The sequence below is a fragment of the Maribellus sediminis genome (assembly GCF_011799805.1).
Lineage (GTDB): Bacteria > Bacteroidota > Bacteroidia > Bacteroidales > Prolixibacteraceae > Draconibacterium > Draconibacterium sediminis_A.
Genome location: NZ_WXUB01000002.1, coordinates 35,539 through 53,818, shown reverse-complemented (window position 1 = coordinate 53,818; position 18,280 = coordinate 35,539). Strand labels below are relative to the sequence as shown.

Genomic DNA, 18,280 nt, shown 5'->3' with positions numbered 1-18,280 from the left:
AAATAAAAAAATTGTAACAGAGCAAATACAACCAACAAGCGTGTAAAATGTTTTCGGCAAAAGATAAAATTTCCTGATCAACTATTCATTAAATCGATCGGAGTTCATCTATCCAATGTTCAATACGATCGTAATGCGAACCTTTCCAATAAATCTTACTGCAACTTTTACAACGCCAGAATTCATTGAAAAACCTAATAGTATCAGCATTTATTTCATCTTCAATTTCCGACCTGTTTGCCGCCTCCAGTTTTCCGTTACATGCTGAACACCGCGAAAACGGCCGGAATAAATTTTGAAGTTGCAGGCGACTGATCACTTCGGTGAGTTGCTTTTTCGGATTGTCGTTTCTCACAAAAAGACCGTGACTGACTGCATTTTGCTTTAATATTCCCCGGTCACGGGTTAGGATAATGCGATGCTCGGTTTGTGCAATTCTGATGATCTCATCGTCGACGAGATCGTTTCTAAATACCGTATCGAAACCCAGCAAGCGGAGTTTTAGTGCCAGTTTTCCAAGATTTACATCAACAATAAATTTCACCTGCCGCAGAGGTTCTTTTCGCAAACGCATGAGGGGCGAAATGTCCAGTGATTCGAAAACCGGGTAAACCGCGATCTCTTCCCCACCCTGCAAGTTATAATCGAAGCCTACAGGTTCGCCATTTACAAGAATCAGATCAACCTCGCCGTGCGGTATTCCCAGTGCCTGAATTGTATCTTTTACCGATGGATTCCCTTTAAAATTATGGGCGAAGGCTTTCTTTTTGAATGCCTCCGGAAGATGATCGTTAAGCTCTTCGTAAAACCGGAACCTGGCGTTCCTGATGCGTGGAGCATGATCGACTATCGGCTTATTTTTATGCACTGTGCTCACATAAATAAAGGTAATTCAAAATAAAACGTGCTCAAAATAAGGGCAAACAGAAAAACATGACAATTAATCAGAAGCGAACAAAACAGACAAATTCCCGCGAGTAATTGAAGGCATTCTCAGATCGGGGTCCAAATTTACTTTTTAATCAACTTTTCAATTTTCTCCAGTAAAACTTCTTTATTAATTGGCTTGGAAACATAATCGTTACAGCCTGCTTTAAGCGCATTCTCCATATCTCCGAACAATGCATGTGCCGTTTGCGCAATAATCGGGATAGAAGGATTAAACTCCCTTATCCTTTTCGTAGCTTCATATCCATCCATTTCCGGCATTTTCAAATCCATTAGTATCATTTTTATTTCAGCATTATTTTGAACCAAAGCAACAGCTTCTGCACCATTTTTTGCCCTTAATAAGCTATAGTTTTCGTTTGAAAGAATGCTTTTTATTAGCAAATAGCTGATATCTTCATCTTCGGCAACCAATATGGAATGGTAGTTCTCAGGCTCCGCCAATTTTTTAATAACCTTTCGTTTTTCTTTACCGGTAAGAGTTTCAACCGGGATAAATTCTATTGTAAAATAAAACCTACTTCCTTTATCCACTTCTGATTCAACCCCAATACTTCCCCCCAGCATTTCTGCATAAGATTTCGAAATGGCCAGACCCAGCCCTGAACCTTCATGAACACGAGTGTCGCTAATATCGGCCTGAACAAAACGATCGAAAATGGCGTCGAGCCTCTTTTGCGGAATGCCAATTCCTGTATCTGTAACGTCGAATTGAAGGTACCTGCCGATTTGATTACAGGAAATACTTATTGAACCTGAATTAGTGAATTTGATCGCATTTTTAATCAGGTTCGAAAGTATGGAATGTAGCTTTACTTCATCGGTTACAATCGCTGACTGAGCTGACGACAGATTGTTACGGATAACCAGTTGCATTCCCTTAGCCTGCACTTCGGGACTGAAAAAATTATATAAATAGTCCAGTTGGTCATTTACATTAATTTCATTCATTGACAAACTTACCTGGCCCGTTTCAATTTTTGATATTTCTATAATATCATTAACGGTATCTAAAAGGCGGTTGCCGCTTTTCTTGATAATTTCGATATAATTCTGCTGTTCATCGCCGCTAAGATCCGGATCTTGCAAAAGATCGGTAAAACCAAGGATTCCGTTCATTGGAGTTCTGATCTCGTGGCTCATATTTGCCAAAAATGCCGACTTCAGGCGATCACTTTCTTCTGCCTTTTGCTTTGCTTCTATTAACTCCAGTTCGTTCTTTTTTCGTAAAGTAATATCCCTAAACGAAATAATCTGGGCCTGAACGCCTTTCCAGGAAGTTAAAGAACTTGTAATTTCGATTAGAATTTCTTTACCCGATTTCTGAACAAGTACTGCTTCATACTTAGCTTGCTCACTCCTTTTTGAAAAATGATCTGCGATTCTTTGTTCTACTTCTTTTCTGTACCTTTCGGGTGTTAATTGCCTGGTATTAATATGTAACAACTCTTCAATAGAATAGCCTGTTATCTCGGCAGCTTTTTTATTAGCGTACAAGTAATCACCATTTTTGTCGCTGATTATTATCCCGTCAAATGTATTACTCACTAATAACCTGAAATTTTCTTCACTCTGCCTCAGTGTCTCTTCCGCTTTTTTAATCTCTGTAATATCTCTGAATTCAACAACACGTACTCTTTTCCCTTCATACGGAATCATTTTACCCTCAATCCTAACCGGAAATTCTTCGCCACTTTTACGCAATGCGATGGATTCATAAGGCAATTCATACTCCTTCAAAATATTTTCCATCACTTGTTCACGCGAATTTTCGGCAATAAGCAGCAGCCCGTTCATCCCGATTAGTTCTTCATGGCTATAGCCTGTCATGGCAGATAGCCCCTGATTACAATCCAGGATTAAACCTTTGTCATGAATTGCAATTCCACCGAAAGAAGCATTATGAAGTGCCTCAAAACGTTTTTCATTTTCTTCGGCTTCTTCTTTTGCTTTTTGAAGTTCGATTTCTGCCTGTTTACGTTTGGAGATGTCTCTGATATTTACAATTGTGCCATTGGCTGAAGCGATATTGTATTGCGATCCATTTAACTCACAAATAAATGTTGAACCATCTTTTCGCTTCAGCGTGAACTCCAGGTTTCTCAATTTTTTTCCGGTTCTCATTACATCACCAAATGCCGAAATTGCATTGGAAGCATCTGGTGCGTCAACAAAATCCAGAAAATTACGACCGATCATTTCTTCCGGAGGACATTCAAAAAGTTTATTGGCTGCAGGTGAAGCATAAGTTATAAGTCCATTTCCATCGGTTAATCCAATAAAATCGCTGGTCTGCTCAGTAATGCTCCGAAATTTTTCTTCACTAATCGAAATGGCTTCTTCAGTTTTTTTACGTACTGTAATATCCTGAATAACGCCATCGATATACGATTCCCCTTTTACTTGATCGATGGTTAATTTGTAGTTTGCAGAAACCCATATCAGAGAACCGTCTTTTCGATATTCGAGCGTTTGATAATCGAGAATGGATCCTTTTTCCAATAATTTGCTTATAACAACTTCGCGTGGATTTTCACTGGCATAATAATCTGCCGCAGGTACTTTTAAAAGTTCTTCAACCGATTGGTAGCCGTAAATTTTGGCCATCGCTGAATTGGCCGAAAGAACTTCGCCCTTTAATGTTGACCGGAATACGCCAACAGGTAAATTTTCCAACAAACTACGGTACCGGGTTTCACTTTCCGTCAGCAACTCGTTAGCCAGCTTTCTTTCGTTGATGTTTTGAATGGTACCAATCATTTTAACGGCTTGCCCCGATTGGTTGAATTCAAGACGTCCCAAACCATGAATCCAGATTAAGTTACCATCCTTTCTGTTAATAATCCGGTATTCTTTATTAAAAGGTTTACCTTGTTCAATCACTTCAGAAAGCAGATATTCCTGCATCATTATTCTATCCTCGGGGTGAATAATTTCCAACCACCCCGTAACATTTTTAGGGAATGTTTCATCTATTCCAAAAATCTCATCCAAATATGCAGTGCTTATCCAATGTCCGGATTCAATATCAAAGTAATATGAACCGATATTCGCCACTTTCTGAGATTGGCTGAGCAGCAATTCGCTTTCCTTAAGTTCGTTTTCTATTTGTTTGTTTTCGGTTATGTCAACAGTTATTCCAAATATCTGAACTTTGCCATCAAAAATGTACCCCTTACCTGTACTTTCAAACCAGGCCGATTCTTTATTTCCCTTAATTACCTGATAAGAAGCCGCATATGACCTGCCGGGATGGCTTAGTCCTTTTGCAATAGTTTCCTTCAATTTGGGTAAGTACTCAGGAACAATATATGAAAAGAACTTTTCAAAACTGTTTCCAATCGTTCTTGCGGGAAGTTCAAGGAGTTCATCCGCAATGTCGGAGATGTATGTATTTACAAAATTTCCTTCGGATGTAATTTCTGCCTTCCAAATTATATTGGGCAAATTTTCTGAAATGATTTTTATTTCCGACAGCGCACTTTCCAGTTTCCGTTCTTTTTCGATAGTTTGCAAAACTACTTTTTCAGTTCTTTCCTTTTCAGCTCTTAACTGATCATTTATAAGCACTCTATCTGACAGTTCTTTAACAAAAGCAGACAACAAGTCGGCAATCTTTTTGAGCTTCCCGGCAGGCATGTACTGCACCTCGTTATATGCTGCTAAAAAGTCGGATTGGCTTACCTTTATTTCATTTGCATATTTTAGTATTTCTTCCCGGTCGATAGCATTATCTCTTACCTCGCCAATTATCCAATTTCCAATGTGATTGTCTCCAATCATGATATTAACTCCGGCATTCAGTAATCCTGCCTTCTCACATTTCTGCAAGTGTGGGCCCGTAGGATTCTTCCTGACAATTTCAGTATCACCCCTATAACACAACGAAAAACCATTTGCCGATTTGCAGACGAATTCGTTACACAAGCGGCAAAAATTCGATCCCTTTGTAACAGGAGTTCCATCCGGCAGCGTAATTATTGACGCTATTTCATGTACATCGGAAAAAAGATCTTGTAAACGTTGTAACTCAATGACATCAAAAAAATCAGTGAAGGTCAGTTTTTTGGTTTTCATAACGTTTAGATTTCTTTTTATAAAGCAATTGAGTAAAACATGCGTCAAAGTTCATGAATGTAATATTATTTTTTCATTTTCAAAATAATTGTTGTTTGCTATACGAATTCAGCAAATTGCTTATTGATTTTGGTATTTAAAGATGATTTTTAGGCGATTAGTGACTACGGTCACAAAAAAATGTTGAAAAATTTGAGATAAATCATAATAAAATGATTTTCCGTTAACGCACACGCTAATATTTATTTGTTAGCTTTACTTTCCATTAAAAAACATCTAAATCAAAATTTATGATTCTTGGCTTACTAAAAGAGTACGGTACAGAAACCCGTGTTGCATTGTTACCGGAAACCGTTAAAGCCTTTACCGATTTGAAAGTTGAGGTATTGGTTGAAAAAGGTGCCGGGGCTAGTGCATTCGCTGCAGATGCCGATTATGAAGCTGTCGGTGCAAAAATTGCAAGCCGAAGCGATGTGTTTGCAAAGGCCGAAGTGCTTTTGCAGATTCAGCCGCCGGCTGATGAAGATATCCAGAAAATTAAAGATTCGCAGGTTTGGATCAGTGCCTTTAACCCTTTATGGGAAACTGATCTGGTTACAAAGTTCCTCGATGCGGGGATCACGACATTCAGCCTCGACATGATCCCACGTACCACGCGTGCGCAGGCAATGGACATCCTTTCGTCGATGGCCACGGTATCGGGCTACATGGCAGTTTTGGAAGCTGCAGTAAAATTACCAACCTTCTTCCCTATGTTTATGACGGCTGCCGGTACTATCCGTCCGGCAAATATGTTGATCCTGGGAGCCGGAGTTGCCGGGTTACAGGCCATTGCAACATCGCGTAAACTGGGCGCACAGGTACAGGTTTTCGACGTGCGTTCGGCCGTAAAAGAAGAAGTAATGAGTTTGGGCGGAAAGTTTGTTGAAGTGGAAGGTGCCACTGAAGACAAGGCCGCGGGGGGGTATGCCGTTGAGCAAACCGAAGAATACAAAAAGAAACAACAGGAGGCGATCAATGATCACGCTGCCAAAGCAAACGTGGTGATCTGTACCGCACAGATCCCCGGAAAGAAAGCTCCGCTGTTGATTCCGAAAGAAGCAGTTGAACGCATGAAACCCGGATCGATTATCATCGACCTGGCAGCTTCATCGGGTGGAAACTGCGAACTCACCAAAAACGACGAAACCGTTGTTCACAATGGTGTTTCCATCATCGGGCAATCGAATTACCCGGCACAAAAGCCAGTGGATGCCAGCCGAATGTTTGGAAAGAATGTGCTGAATTTTATGAAACTCATTATCGGTGAAGAAGGTGCATTGAACCTGAATTTTGAAGACGATATTGTAAAAGGAACTTGTATCACTCACGCAAAGGAACTTTACAACGAACGCGTAAAATCAGTAATCGAAACAAAATAAAATCTAAAATATGGAAAACGTATTAAGCTTTTTAACCGCAAATAAGGACGCGATATTCATTATTGTGTTGTCCGTCTTTCTTGGCTTTGAGGTTATTTCAAATGTGCCTTCGGTGTTGCACACTCCCCTGATGTCGGGAGCCAACGCAATTTCCGGGGTTATTATCATTGGGGGGATCATATTGGTTGGTCACGCCACTACAACCCTTGAATGGGTGTTGGGCTCCGTAGCACTTTTTATGGCTACACTGAATGTGGCCGGTGGTTTTGTAGTGACAGACCGTATGCTCGAAATGTTTAAAAAGAAGAAAAAATAACCATGAACGCTATGATTTTACTAAATACAATGATGCCGGGACAGGTAGTCCTGGAATACAGCTATTTGCTGTCGGCGATCATGTTTGTGATCGGTCTTAAACTGGAAAGTCACCCCGAAACAGCGCGTAAAGGAAATTTCTGGGCGGCCTCGGGAATGATCCTGCCTATGATCACCACTTTAGTGCTGAATAAAAATGCCGCAGGCGAAGGAATTGGACTGGTGAATGTAATTGCCATTTTATTGATTATCGGTGCAGGAACTATCGTCGGCTCGATTATGGCGCGTAAAGTGAAAATGACCGCCATGCCACAAATGGTATCTTTCTTCAACGCAACAGGTGGTGCCGCTTCGGCAGCCGTTGCTTTAATTGAGTTTAATAAAGATCCGAACAATGCAGTATTGGTTACTTTGCTGGGTTTAATGGTAGGTAGTGTTGCTTTTAGCGGTAGTATGATCGCCTACGGAAAACTCGACGGCAAAGTTGGCGACATCTTCTCGAAGGTAATGACCTATGTAAACCTGCTGTTCATGGCTATGATCGTTGCCTTGATCCTGCTCGTAATTTTTGGCGGATTCGACGTTCAAACCAGAACTTACCTGGTGTACGGATTACTGGTTTTAAGTTTGGTTTACGGGGTAAGCTTTGTAATGCCGATTGGTGGAGCCGATATGCCGGTAGTTATCTCGCTGCTGAACTCGTTAACAGGTATTGCAGCCGCTATGGCCGGTTTTATTTATCAGAACGAAGCGATGATCCTTGGCGGTATCCTTGTAGGTGCAGCCGGAACCATTCTTACCATTCAAATGTGCAGAGCCATGAACCGCTCGCTGATCAACGTGATCGTTGGAGCCTTTGGTGGCGGTGGTGCAAGCAATGCCGAAGTGCAGGGAAGCATCAAGGAAATTACCTTGAGCGATGCCGCTGTATTGCTGAGCTACTCTCAAAAAGTGGTGATCATCCCGGGTTATGGTTTGGCCGTGGCTCAGGCACAACATATTGCACACGAACTCGACAGCCTGCTTGGAAGTAAAGGTGTTGAAGTGAAATATGCCATTCACCCGGTTGCCGGTCGTATGCCGGGGCACATGAACGTGTTGCTTGCCGAAGCCGATGTACCTTACGAACAACTGGTTGAGATGGACGACATTAATCCGGATATGCCAAACGTTGACGTGGCCATTGTAGTGGGTGCCAACGACGTGGTGAATCCGGCGGCTTACGACGATCCGGGCAGCCCTATTTACGGCATGCCGATCATCGATGCCCACCTTGCTAAAAACATCATCATTATGAAACGTGGTATGGGTAAAGGTTATGCAGGAATCGAGAACTTCCTGTTCTTTAACGACAAGGCCCGAATGTTGTTTGGCGATGCCAAAAGCAGTATCACCAAGCTGGTGAACGAAATTAAGAGCATGTAGGGCGAAGAGCCTAGGGCTTAAAAAATGCCACTTCCGTCGTTTGACAGGAGTGGCATTTTTGTTTACTTTGCCTGTGAGGAACAGCGTATGATACCAAACAAGCTATCGTTTAAAACTCAGCTTATCGACCGGCTAACGTTTGAGATCGATAAGAAGATACAGCTCTTGCACGAAGCGATTGCAGCTGCCAAAGAATCGCGCGACAACGAAACCAAAAGCAGTGTTGGCGATAAGTACGAAACCGGCCGTGCCATGGTGCAAATGGAAATCGAGAAGAACCAGGCACAGCTGAGTAAAACAGAGGCTTTTAAAAACAGCCTAACAAAAATAGACAGCAACACCCAAGTGCGCGCGATAACATTCGGGAGCCTCGTACTTACTTCGCAGGGGCTTTACTTTTTTGCACTCCCCTACGGCAAAATAGAGGTAGAAGGAACACCCGTTTTCTGTCTTTCGCTGGCCTCTCCCATTGGCCAGGCACTGGCCGGTAAAAGCATCGGCGAATCGGTGATTTTCCAGGGCCGGGAGCTCAAAATTCTGGAACTGAGCTAAAAAAGATTCCAATTATTGGTGCCATTTATTGCATTTAGAGCCAGCCTGTTTCTGATTTTATGTTTAATTTTAGAAGCACCAAAAACAATGCACCTTGCCTACGCTCCTGCAAATAAAACCTGATTACGGCACACACCGACAACACAAAGTAGTTGTACTGCACTTTCTATATCATATTTGCCTGGATTCGATGTGCGATTGACACCAATTTACCAGGACATGAATCGACTAAAACCACAGAAAAATATACTCATGTATCGAAACGCTATATCGAAGGGATTAAGAATATGCTGGATGATATTTTTGACAATTCAACATAATAAATGTTGTTATCCCGCCGATTTGGAGGTATAATATTACCTTTAACACAAATATAATGAATATAACATCACTAGTAATGATACACATACGTTATAGCAACGTTCACTCAAATAACCAATAAAATATTGAAAAATGAAATTTAAACTTTACACACTGACATTGCTAGTAATAAGCTTAATATCCTGTTCAAAAAAGGATAATTTTCAGCTTTTGTCTCCTGATAAAGACCTCGGCATTTATGTTTCGAACCAGAATACTACGTGTAGTTTTTTGGTAACATATAACGGCGATACACTGGTTCAGCCTTCTGCATTGGGGTTGCAGGTTATGGAAACAGATTTCACGCAAAACGTTTCCTTTTCCGGCTTTACTGAAAAAGAATTTGATGAAACGTGGACAACTATAAACGGGAAGCAATTGAGTGTGCGTAACCATTATAATGAATATACCATAAAGGTTGAACGGATTGATAATCCACTGCAATTCTATAACATCATCTTCAGGCTTTATAACGATGGCTTTGCCTATCGGTACAGCTTTCCTGCAGAGGCAGTTCATGATACTTTATTAATAAAGAAAGAATTAACGAACATCAATTTCAACCGCGATTTTACCTATTGGGCAACCAATGGAGAACATCATAACCTGGGGCCAATAGTAAGATCGGAAAAGAAAGTTGAAACTATTACTCCGCCAGTTGTGATGCAGTTTGGTCCGGAAAGCTTCATTGCTATTCATGAGGCTGAAATTGTTGAATTCGCACCATTTACTGTCAATGCCGCTTCAGACAATCTTTCACTCTCGTTTAACACCAGGTTCTCCGAGCGAAACAAAACATTTAATACTTCATGGAGAGCCTTTATGTTGGGCGATCATGTTGGCGACCTGGTTGAATCAGACTTGCTTGTAAACTTAAACGAACCTTGCAAAATAGACGATCCTTCGTGGATTAAGCCCGGTAAATCGCTATGGGACTGGCGCGTATGGGGATACAAAGCACAGGACGGTTACGAATATGGCTTAAATACCGAGTCACATAAAAGGCTAATCGATTTTGCCGCAGAAAACAACATTCAGTATCTGTTGATCGATGCTGACTGGTATGGTGAAGAATTTAACGAAAACTCCGACCCAACATCTGCCCGGGAAGGGATCAACATTGAAGAATGTATGGAATATTCTTCAGAAAAAGGCGTTGGTATCATCCTGTATTTGAATGACGTTGGCGCTAAAAGGTTTGGGCTGGAAAGAGTGTTAAAACAATTTTCAGATTGGGGAGCAGTTGGAGTGAAATACGGATTTATGACAGGGAGTCCGGAGGATAAAGTAAAACAAACCCGGAGAGTGGTTGAGTTATGCGCAAAATATAAGCTGATGGTGGACTTTCATGACTATCCGATACCACCAAGTGGTGACCGCAGGACGTATCCAAACCTGGTTACAAAGGAGTTTTGCCATGCTCAGGCCGATGGCTTGCGCTCTTACTTCCCGGAGACTGCGGTTAATCAGGTGTTAATTAATATGGTTGCCGGACCGATAGACGCAACGAACGGTTGGTTCGGATTAAACAATGCGCAATCCCGGGTAAGGGTATTTCAGGAAATTCCAGGAACGGTAGTGGCAGAGGTAGCCAAATTGATAACAAATTACTCGGGTTGGATGGTGTTGCCCGATAGTCCCGAGGAGTATGCAAAGAAAGATGACTTATTCGAATGCGTACGAAAGATGCCAACACAGTACGACAGCTTTGAAGTACTTGATGCTGAATTGGGTGAATTTGTATGTGTTGCTCGGAAATCAGGTGAAAACTGGTTTGTTGGTTCGCTTACCAATAGAGATTCACGTTCAATTACAATGGATTTAAGTTTTTTGTCAGACGGGAAAAAATACGAGGCAACCATATATGAAGATGCTGAAGATACCCATTTCATGAATAATAAGGAGACTTATAACATACGCAAAGAACTTGTCGATTCGAAAAGTGAACTTACTGTACATTTGGCACCAGGAGGTGGCAATGCAATTTATTTCAAAGCTATTTCTAATGTAAAAGAATAACGAAATGCCAACTTTTTTAAGTATTGTCAGGCGATGTGGCAATGGAGTAAAAATGACGAAGTGTGTTGTTCGTACAAAATTCTGAATGGTGGAGTTTACCACACTCATAAAAGAAAAAGGCTGCTCAATAGCAGCCTTTAATAAAACCTAAACCAAACCTAAAAAATGTGCCGGTATGAGTACCCGGCTGTAGTATTTTGTTAATTCTTACTTACCGAACCTAATCCGTTAATATCTTCCGTAACCTTCGGATCGCCTTTGTACGAGACCTTTCCAACGCCATCGATTTTGGCAAACAGTTTTTCAGTAGCATAAACACTGGCAGTGCCAACTCCTTCAATTTCAATGTGGCTGTCTTTGGTCTTTAGTTCGTCGGCGCCAACATGACCGGCTCCCGACAACCTAACTTCCAGCGAATTGGCAACACCTTCAAGGTCGACCAGTACACCGCCTTCACCACGCACTTCCACATCGTCTGCTTTCAGTTGCAAATCAACTTTGGCACCCCCTTCAACACTGATGAAAAGATCTTTCAGATCGAGGTAGCCATCCGATTCCAGTTTCAATCCACCCTGCACTTCAATTTCTTCCAGGTTCCTGAATGTAAGGTATACCCGAATACGTCGATAAGTGATATAATCTTCTTTCATTTCAATACGCAATTCATCACCGCGGTTGTTTACTTTCAGGTTATCCAGAACATCTTCGTCACTTGATTTTATGGTGAGCGCTGTCTTCTTTCCCTGGCTGAGAAACACTTTATAGCCACCATACAGATAGAGTTCCGAGAAATCGTCGATTGAATAATCACGGCTTGCCCAATCTTCATCTTCCTGGGCAAAAGCTCCGGGGGCAAAAAGTAAAACGGCTAATAAAACGGTTACAAAAGTCTTCATTGTTTTCAATTTGATGTAAAAGTAAGGGAAGAACGCCTCCAGATGCGCTTTATTTCGATGAATAGAGGATTTTAGTAGATAAATGGAACCAGCCGACAGTTTTTACACTCGGTTGCGGATAGTGTACATATAAATCAGGGCATAGGTGATAAGCGCAAACAGTACCACTGCAACAAATAGATCCATTAACGGAGACTGGTTAAAACTAATCAGGCGAATAAAAACATAAGAAGCACCAACTGCATTGGCAGCTAGCATAACAAATACAATTTGTTTATGAAACGTGCGCGTTAATTGCGATGCCAGCGACATCCATATCAGGGCGAAAAGAGCAAGTAATGCGCCTTCAAACTGATGGCCGGCATTCATCTTAATTAAGCCGTAAACCAGTGGAAAAATTCCGCAAAAAACCAGGCTTCGTCCCAGGCTCTTGATCAGTCGTTTCCGGTTTTTATCGTTGGCAGGTTCCGGAAACCAGGAAAAGCGTAGTTCCTTCACCCGGTAATCTTCATGCAACAGGTCGTCTTCAGAATGAATGATCCCCCGTTTAATGGCCTCTTCAACTGCCAGTTGCGCGGCTTCGGGAATAAAATAAGTTCTTTGTTTCAAAATCCGGATCAGTTCTTCGTCGCTACTTCCCGGAATCAGATCATGAAAATCCTTCTGCTTCTCGCTTGCCCTCCTTTTAAATATTTGCTGTAATTTTGACAATGGAATCGATTTAAATATAAAATCATAATACACAAATTTTACATCATGTACAATTTCGAATACAAAAATCCGGTAAAAATTATTTTTGGAAAAGGCACTATTCCTTCGGTAGCCAACGAAGTTCCGAAAGGAGCTAAAATACTGATGACTTACGGAGGCGGAAGTATTAAACGCACCGGCGTTTACGACCAGGTAAAAAATGCGCTTAAAGATTGTGTACTTGTTGAATTTAGCGGCATTGAGCCAAATCCGCATTACGAAACCTGTATGAAAGCCGTTGAAGTGGTGAAAGCAGAAAACATCGATTTCCTGTTGGCAGTTGGCGGAGGTTCGGTACTCGATGCCACCAAATTTATTGCGGCCGCAGCGCTTTACGAAGGCGACGATCCGTGGGATATTCTTGCCAAAGGAGCGCAAGTAAAAGCAGCCCTGCCACTGGCAGATGTACTAACACTACCTGCTACCGGTTCGGAAATGAACGGAAATTCAGTAATTACAAAGGCCGCAACACAGGAAAAGAAAGCCTTTGGCTCGCCACTTGTAATGCCCAAATTTTCCATCCTTGATCCTGAATGTGTATTCACCCTCCCCGACAAACAGGTGGCCAATGGTGTTGTTGATGCCTTTGTGCACGTAATGGAACAATACCTCACTTTTAATGTGAATGCTCCTTTACAGGACCGTTTGGCCGAAGGAATTTTACTGACACTGGTTGAAGAAGGACCAAAAGTTCTCGCGGACAGAAAAGACTACGTAGCAGCAGCTAACTTTATGTGGAGTGCAACCATGGCACTGAATGGCTTGATTGCTGTTGGCGTTCCTCAAGACTGGGGCACCCACCTTATCGGGCACGAACTCACAGCTTTTCATGGTATCGACCACGGAAGAACACTGGCCATCGTACTACCGGGGATGATGAACCTGAAACGCGAGAACAAAAAAGATAAACTGCTTCAGTTTGGTGAACGCATTTGGGGAATTAGCGACAGAACGACAGATGAACGCATTGATGCGACGATTGCTAAAACCGTTGAATTCTTCGAATCGTTGGGGGTACCTACTACCCTGCCCGAGTATGATGTTCCGGCAAGTACCATTGATAGAATTACGCTGCGTTTTAAAGAAAGTGGCATGAAATTCGGGGAAAAAGGAGACATTGACTACCAGGGAGTTGAAGCCATTTTGAAAGACCGTCTTTAAAATAAACGAAGCGCCCTTTTTGTTACGAACGAAAGGGGCGTTTTTTTTCTTCAGCTACATAATCCTCGATCATCCGGTCGTATTCACGCATCAATTGTCTTAAAAGCAGGCTGTTCACGTCAAACTCAACATTCTCAATTCTATTTACCGGCAATATTTTAGGTGAAGTACCGGTCAGAAATACAGCATCATTTTCCTGAAGACCGGAAAGCGGCAATTCCTTTTCTTCAATCCCGATATTCAAATTACGGGCACATTCCATGGTTTTTTGTCGTGTAATTCCCACAAGTACTTTACTGGCTAATGGAGTAAGTATTTTTTCGTTGCGAACAACAAAAACGTTGCTTCGGCTACCTTCTGTAATATTTCCATTGTGATCGACCAGGAGCACTTCGTAATAATCGTGTTCTGCAATTAACCGGTTTGCTTCCGTTCGCACCTGTGTTTGAAAAACTTTGGCATTCGGATTATGGCGCTCAGCATGCAAAAGTCCGCAGCTTACACCATTCATGTAATCGTTAACCCCCGGATAGGAGTGCGCAATAAAAAAAGCCTTTAAATTTACTTTGCAGGAAATAAGAATATTGCCTTCGTTCACACCGTTCTTTTTAATCAACTCATAAAGCATTTTCAATAGTTCGCCAGCACTGAAATGCAAAGTTTTTCCTGCAATTTCAGCAGAACAGTAAAAACGCTCCAAATGATCTTCAACAAACAAAGGAATGCCATCAACTACACGAAGTACTTCGTAAACTCCTCCTTCATTTTCTGATGCAACAAACTCGCCGCAGGGTTTTAGCTTTCCGTTACGATAAAAATATTGATGGATCGGGAAAAGTGCCATTGTAAGTGATTTATGGTAAATTTATTGAAATGTTTCTAAAACCACGAGATGCCGATAGAAATTCCTGTTCCAATAACGTTTAATCCGTACAAACATCATTTTCGTTTTTTACTTAACGAGCTGGACGTGTGGAGGAAACAGCCAATGTCAGAAGGCAATGAATCATTACTGAAAATCGGGAAAAACCTTGTCGACTTTTATACCGGCAGTCTCCCGGTTGAAACATTAGTAGCGGAAACGCTCGATTATTTTAGAAAACGGCAACTGTTGAGTTACGATGCTTTTCTGGAATGGCTAAACCCGCCACACTGGAAAAAGATCGTTCTGTCCGATCAATCCGAATGGTTAATCAAACAAGGTGATGATCCGGAACGCTTCATTCACATCCATCCGGCAAAGTACTCGAAACACAGCATACGCGTTCGTGCAAGCACACTAAAAACGGTACTGGCGCTCGAAATTTTATCAGTAAGACAGCATCCTGTCGCAGCAAAAAATCTGGAAGCGGTGAATACGGCGCGTATGGACCTGCTTGGCCTTTCGCCAATCAAGTCGCTGCACAAAAGCGAATCAGGAATTTTGCGTCTTTGGGAGTTATTCCAAAATCGACTTTATACCTGAAGCGCTTCAATGACCGAGTTTTTGTAACTCCGTCCGATGGGCAACTGTTTCCCCGGAATTTCAACACTGCTTGTCGTAAAAGCCTGTATTTTCGACATAGAAACAATATACGATTTATGAATGCGCATAAATTCAGTGTCGGGCAATTTACTGGCCATGTTGGTCATGCTGTTTTTTGTAACGATCTTTTTGTTTTCGGTGTAAATCTGTACATACTCACTTAATCCTTCAAGATAGAGGATATCATTCAGATGAACTTTTAATACTTTCTTGTTTTCCTTCACATAAATAAAGGCTTCTTCACCATTACTATGGTTGTGCATCACCACCGAACCGTTGCTCATCGATTCATCGGTGCTTAATTCGTAGTATTTGTTTACGGCTTTCAGGAAACGTTCGAAAGTAATGGGTTTTAACAAATAGTCAACAACATCCAGTTCAAACCCATCGATTGCATATTGCCGATAGGCCGTTGTAAGGATGACTTTTGGGGGGTTTTTAAGTGTTTTAAGGAATTCGATACCGGTAATCTGCGGCATCTGAATATCCATAAACATGAGATCGATGGAATTATTTCGTAATTCCTGGAGAGCTTTCATTGCATCGCCACATTCAGCGACAATTTCAAAATTTTCAAGTTTTTCGATGTGGCTCCGCATCAAATCGCGCGCGAGAGGCTCATCATCGATAATGAGGCACTTAGTTTTCATGGATAACACGGTAGTTTTGTTTTCTGTTCTAGCTATTCTATTAGTAATATAAGGAAAAAAATGTTACAAATCATCATTAGTAAATCTCGAGGCTGATCTCACGAAAATTCTCATCGATGTTTTCTATCAATCGATGTTTACCACGAAACCTGTAATTCAAGCGTTTTCTGGTAATCTCTAAATCGTTATCATCGTTTATTCTGAAATCGTTATCACTCCATACCGAAAAAGAGATTAGCAGGTAATTACGCTCCGTCTTTATAAGGACTGAAATTTCGAATGAATTGTTACACGCGTAAACAATTTTTAACGATTCGTATAAAAACGGGAGCAATAAAAGCGGTGGAACAACATAGGGCTTCAGGTTACCGCTTACAACAAAATTCAGTTTTAATCGATCATCCAATGCCACACGATGGATTTCGAGGTATTCCTGCAAAAGATTTACATCAAGCTGTAAAGAGATCAAATCCTCTTTCCCTTCGAAAAGAAAGCGGTTTAGGAAGCCCGAGATCTTAACAATCATTTGGGGCGCTTTTTCGGGATGCTGATGCGCCAGCTGTTCCATCTGTTCAACCAGCGATAAAATAAGTTTTGGCTGCAACTGGTACTGATAAATCTCCAGTTCCGTTTCAACACTCGAGAGCAAAAGTTCGTCTTTTCGCTGCTCTGAACTGTACCACGACTTTCCGGCTTTGATGGCCAAAAAAACAAAAATGATGTAGTGATTGCCCAATCCGCTGATCAAAATATTCTTCAGATTGAGGTATCCGGGACTGAATGCTTTCTTTGGATCGAAGACTTTAAAAACCAACTCGTTGCTGACCACCAGCTCAATCACCGAAAAAATAACCAGAAATGCCAAACCAATTATTGTTAGCATTAAATAGTGACGTCGGAAAAAGAATGCCGGAACCAGCCAGTACGCGATCAGATAGGTATGTACAACAAAAATGGGCAATGTAATCAGGTAGTACATCAGCCATACAAAATATTCGTGCCTTCCATGTCCAAGACTCTGAATAATCACAAACGAAAATATCCAGGTCATCCAGAAAAGGATGTGCATCAGAATGTCATTCCTATCGATATGTTGTTTGTAAAATCTCAACATTATGCTTTGTTAATAGCTCAAGGTCAACTTTAAAAATATCCTCGTGGTTTTCAATACGCAAAGAATAACCTTCGGACGTATATAATATTTTTAGCCGTTTAACGAGGTTTTTAAAACCTTCGCCTTCCAGCTCATTTCCTTTTTTTTCAATAACCGATCTGGGTTTGCTGTTTTCGGTAGTCAACCGAATTTTATCATTCTCAACCCTCACATTAATTTGTATCCACGGAACTCCGGCATCTAAACTGCTGCCGTGTTTAAAACAGTTTTCAACCAAAAAGAAGAGTATCATTGGAGGAATCCGTGTGTTTTCAACTTCTCCTACCCAGTCGAAACTGACTTTCAAGCGTTTCCCATATCGTAGTTTTTCAAGTTGAATGTAATTCTCGACCAGCGAAATTTCCTGTGCTAAGTCCACAAATTCCTTTTGACTTTCGTCGATAATATAATTCAGTACGATTTTAATTCTGAAAATAACTTCCCTGGTTTTCCCGGGATTCAGCAAAGAAAGGGCATACAGGTTATTTATGGTATTGAACATGAAATGCGGATCGAACTGCGAGCCCAGAAGTTTTTTCTGGGCGGCTTTTTGTTGCTGTTCCAGATTGCTGCGTATTCGTTCGGCATAAATAAAATCCTTTATGTATTTGGCAATACAAAATACGGCTACTATAAACGACATGTCCTTGGTGTTGACCAGAATAAGCCGCAAATCGAAGTACTCTTCTCCAGTCATATTTTCAGGCGAAATGGAGGCATAGAAAATGGTTCCGGAAGCAAGCAACTTTACAGCTGAAAGTCCGAATCCTACGAGCACGAACAACAAAATAAAAATCCCGATTTTCTTTTTAATGAGAAATTCAGGGATAAGCAAAAAAATGGTTAGATAGGCGTAACCGAAAAAGAAAATGGCATTTATAAAAGTAACCAGAAGAAAGTGAAAGTACTTTCCACTATTGTTCTGACTGTACAGAATGACAGAAAACAACAGTACCGTTAACGAAAAAAACAGGAGATGCCTGGTTCCCCGGTATGCAAACGAGTTATCATACAAAAGCTTTCTCATT

The 18,280-nt window shown here is 41.3% G+C and carries 15 protein-coding genes; 7 read left to right on the top strand and 8 right to left on the bottom strand.

Going from position 1 to position 18,280, the window contains the following annotated elements; all coding sequences use genetic code 11:
* Nucleotides 1–88: 88 nt before the first annotated feature.
* Together HFD85_RS07070 and HFD85_RS07065 are read right to left on the bottom strand one after the other, a co-directional pair.
* On the bottom strand, nucleotides 89–868 hold the full coding sequence (locus HFD85_RS07070) for a Mut7-C ubiquitin/RNAse domain-containing protein (RefSeq protein WP_206081898.1): 780 nt from the start codon (nucleotides 866–868) through the stop codon (nucleotides 89–91).
* 143 nt (nucleotides 869–1,011) lie between these two features.
* On the bottom strand, nucleotides 1,012–5,025 hold the full coding sequence (locus HFD85_RS07065) for a PAS domain S-box protein (protein WP_167606922.1): 4,014 nt from the start codon (nucleotides 5,023–5,025) through the stop codon (nucleotides 1,012–1,014).
* Nucleotides 5,026–5,315: 290 nt separating this feature from the next.
* Here HFD85_RS07065 and HFD85_RS07060 point away from each other — a divergent pair, with 290 nt between their 5' ends.
* The 5 genes from HFD85_RS07060 to HFD85_RS07040 all read left to right on the top strand — a co-directional run bounded on the left by HFD85_RS07060 (nucleotide 5,316) and on the right by HFD85_RS07040 (nucleotide 11,117).
* Nucleotides 5,316–6,446, top strand: coding sequence for a Re/Si-specific NAD(P)(+) transhydrogenase subunit alpha (locus HFD85_RS07060; protein ID WP_167606919.1), 1,131 nt, complete (start codon nucleotides 5,316–5,318; stop codon nucleotides 6,444–6,446).
* Nucleotides 6,447–6,456: 10 nt separating this feature from the next.
* On the top strand, nucleotides 6,457–6,762 hold the full coding sequence (locus HFD85_RS07055; protein WP_167606916.1) for an NAD(P) transhydrogenase subunit alpha part 2: 306 nt from the start codon (nucleotides 6,457–6,459) through the stop codon (nucleotides 6,760–6,762).
* A gap of 11 nt (nucleotides 6,763–6,773) precedes the next feature.
* Nucleotides 6,774–8,186 carry an NAD(P)(+) transhydrogenase (Re/Si-specific) subunit beta gene (locus HFD85_RS07050; protein ID WP_240925019.1) on the top strand — a complete coding sequence of 471 codons (1,413 nt, stop codon included), beginning with the start codon at nucleotides 6,774–6,776 and terminating at the stop codon, nucleotides 8,184–8,186.
* A 24-nt stretch (nucleotides 8,187–8,210) separates the two neighbouring features.
* Nucleotides 8,211–8,738 (top strand): 3-oxoacyl-ACP synthase, encoded by a 528-nt coding sequence (locus HFD85_RS07045; protein ID WP_167606913.1) that lies wholly within the window; start codon nucleotides 8,211–8,213, stop codon nucleotides 8,736–8,738.
* A 453-nt stretch (nucleotides 8,739–9,191) separates the two neighbouring features.
* On the top strand, nucleotides 9,192–11,117 hold the full coding sequence (locus tag HFD85_RS07040) for a glycoside hydrolase family 97 protein (protein ID WP_167606910.1): 1,926 nt from the start codon (nucleotides 9,192–9,194) through the stop codon (nucleotides 11,115–11,117).
* 200 nt (nucleotides 11,118–11,317) lie between these two features.
* Here HFD85_RS07040 and HFD85_RS07035 read toward each other — a convergent pair whose 3' ends face one another.
* Both HFD85_RS07035 and HFD85_RS07030 read right to left on the bottom strand, forming a co-directional pair.
* Nucleotides 11,318–12,013: a head GIN domain-containing protein gene (locus HFD85_RS07035; protein WP_167606909.1), complete on the bottom strand. Its 696-nt coding sequence runs from the start codon at nucleotides 12,011–12,013 to the stop codon at nucleotides 11,318–11,320.
* 102 nt (nucleotides 12,014–12,115) lie between these two features.
* On the bottom strand, nucleotides 12,116–12,724 hold the full coding sequence (locus tag HFD85_RS07030) for a hypothetical protein (protein WP_167606906.1): 609 nt from the start codon (nucleotides 12,722–12,724) through the stop codon (nucleotides 12,116–12,118).
* A gap of 45 nt (nucleotides 12,725–12,769) precedes the next feature.
* Between HFD85_RS07030 and HFD85_RS07025 the strand changes: the two genes are divergently transcribed.
* On the top strand, nucleotides 12,770–13,924 hold the full coding sequence (locus HFD85_RS07025) for an iron-containing alcohol dehydrogenase (protein WP_167606903.1): 1,155 nt from the start codon (nucleotides 12,770–12,772) through the stop codon (nucleotides 13,922–13,924).
* Nucleotides 13,925–13,946: 22 nt separating this feature from the next.
* Here the strand turns inward: HFD85_RS07025 and HFD85_RS07020 are convergent, their stop codons facing one another.
* Nucleotides 13,947–14,768 (bottom strand): aminotransferase class IV, encoded by an 822-nt coding sequence (locus HFD85_RS07020; protein WP_167606900.1) that lies wholly within the window; start codon nucleotides 14,766–14,768, stop codon nucleotides 13,947–13,949.
* Between the two features lie 48 nt (nucleotides 14,769–14,816).
* Here HFD85_RS07020 and HFD85_RS07015 point away from each other — a divergent pair, with 48 nt between their 5' ends.
* The gene (locus HFD85_RS07015) at nucleotides 14,817–15,389 is read left to right on the top strand and encodes a hypothetical protein (RefSeq protein WP_167606897.1); all 573 of its coding nucleotides are present in this window, start codon (nucleotides 14,817–14,819) and stop codon (nucleotides 15,387–15,389) included.
* Here HFD85_RS07015 and HFD85_RS07010 read toward each other — a convergent pair.
* From HFD85_RS07010 to HFD85_RS07000, 3 genes are all read right to left on the bottom strand, one after another.
* Nucleotides 15,380–16,099 (bottom strand): LytR/AlgR family response regulator transcription factor, encoded by a 720-nt coding sequence (locus HFD85_RS07010; RefSeq protein WP_167606894.1) that lies wholly within the window; start codon nucleotides 16,097–16,099, stop codon nucleotides 15,380–15,382. The genes HFD85_RS07015 and HFD85_RS07010 overlap by 10 nt on opposite strands.
* Nucleotides 16,100–16,175: 76 nt before the next feature.
* On the bottom strand, nucleotides 16,176–17,213 hold the full coding sequence (locus HFD85_RS07005; RefSeq protein ID WP_167606891.1) for a histidine kinase: 1,038 nt from the start codon (nucleotides 17,211–17,213) through the stop codon (nucleotides 16,176–16,178).
* A complete protein-coding gene (locus tag HFD85_RS07000) occupies nucleotides 17,182–18,279 on the bottom strand; it encodes a sensor histidine kinase (RefSeq protein ID WP_167606888.1) in 1,098 nt (365 codons plus the stop codon). Before HFD85_RS07000 ends, HFD85_RS07005 begins: the two co-directional genes overlap by 32 nt.
* Nucleotide 18,280 lies beyond the last annotated feature (1 nt).

Excerpts from the sequence above, each read along its gene's own strand:
- HFD85_RS07060 (WP_167606919.1), top strand. The coding sequence starts at position 5,316 with ATGATTCTTGGCTTACTAAAAGAGTACGGTACAGAAACCCGTGTTGCA.
- HFD85_RS07055 (WP_167606916.1), top strand. The coding sequence starts at position 6,457 with ATGGAAAACGTATTAAGCTTTTTAACCGCAAATAAGGACGCGATATTC.
- HFD85_RS07050 (WP_240925019.1), top strand. The coding sequence starts at position 6,774 with ATGATTTTACTAAATACAATGATGCCGGGACAGGTAGTCCTGGAATAC.
- HFD85_RS07015 (WP_167606897.1), top strand. The coding sequence starts at position 14,817 with ATGCCGATAGAAATTCCTGTTCCAATAACGTTTAATCCGTACAAACAT.
- HFD85_RS07035 (WP_167606909.1), bottom strand. The coding sequence starts at position 12,013 with ATGAAGACTTTTGTAACCGTTTTATTAGCCGTTTTACTTTTTGCCCCC.
- HFD85_RS07010 (WP_167606894.1), bottom strand. The coding sequence starts at position 16,099 with ATGAAAACTAAGTGCCTCATTATCGATGATGAGCCTCTCGCGCGCGAT.
- HFD85_RS07005 (WP_167606891.1), bottom strand. The coding sequence starts at position 17,213 with ATGTTGAGATTTTACAAACAACATATCGATAGGAATGACATTCTGATG.
- HFD85_RS07025 (WP_167606903.1), top strand. The coding sequence starts at position 12,770 with ATGTACAATTTCGAATACAAAAATCCGGTAAAAATTATTTTTGGAAAA.
- HFD85_RS07045 (WP_167606913.1), top strand. The coding sequence starts at position 8,211 with ATGCCACTTCCGTCGTTTGACAGGAGTGGCATTTTTGTTTACTTTGCC.
- HFD85_RS07040 (WP_167606910.1), top strand. The coding sequence starts at position 9,192 with ATGAAATTTAAACTTTACACACTGACATTGCTAGTAATAAGCTTAATA.
- HFD85_RS07065 (WP_167606922.1), bottom strand. The coding sequence starts at position 5,025 with ATGAAAACCAAAAAACTGACCTTCACTGATTTTTTTGATGTCATTGAG.
- HFD85_RS07020 (WP_167606900.1), bottom strand. The coding sequence starts at position 14,768 with ATGGCACTTTTCCCGATCCATCAATATTTTTATCGTAACGGAAAGCTA.
- HFD85_RS07000 (WP_167606888.1), bottom strand. The coding sequence starts at position 18,279 with ATGAGAAAGCTTTTGTATGATAACTCGTTTGCATACCGGGGAACCAGG.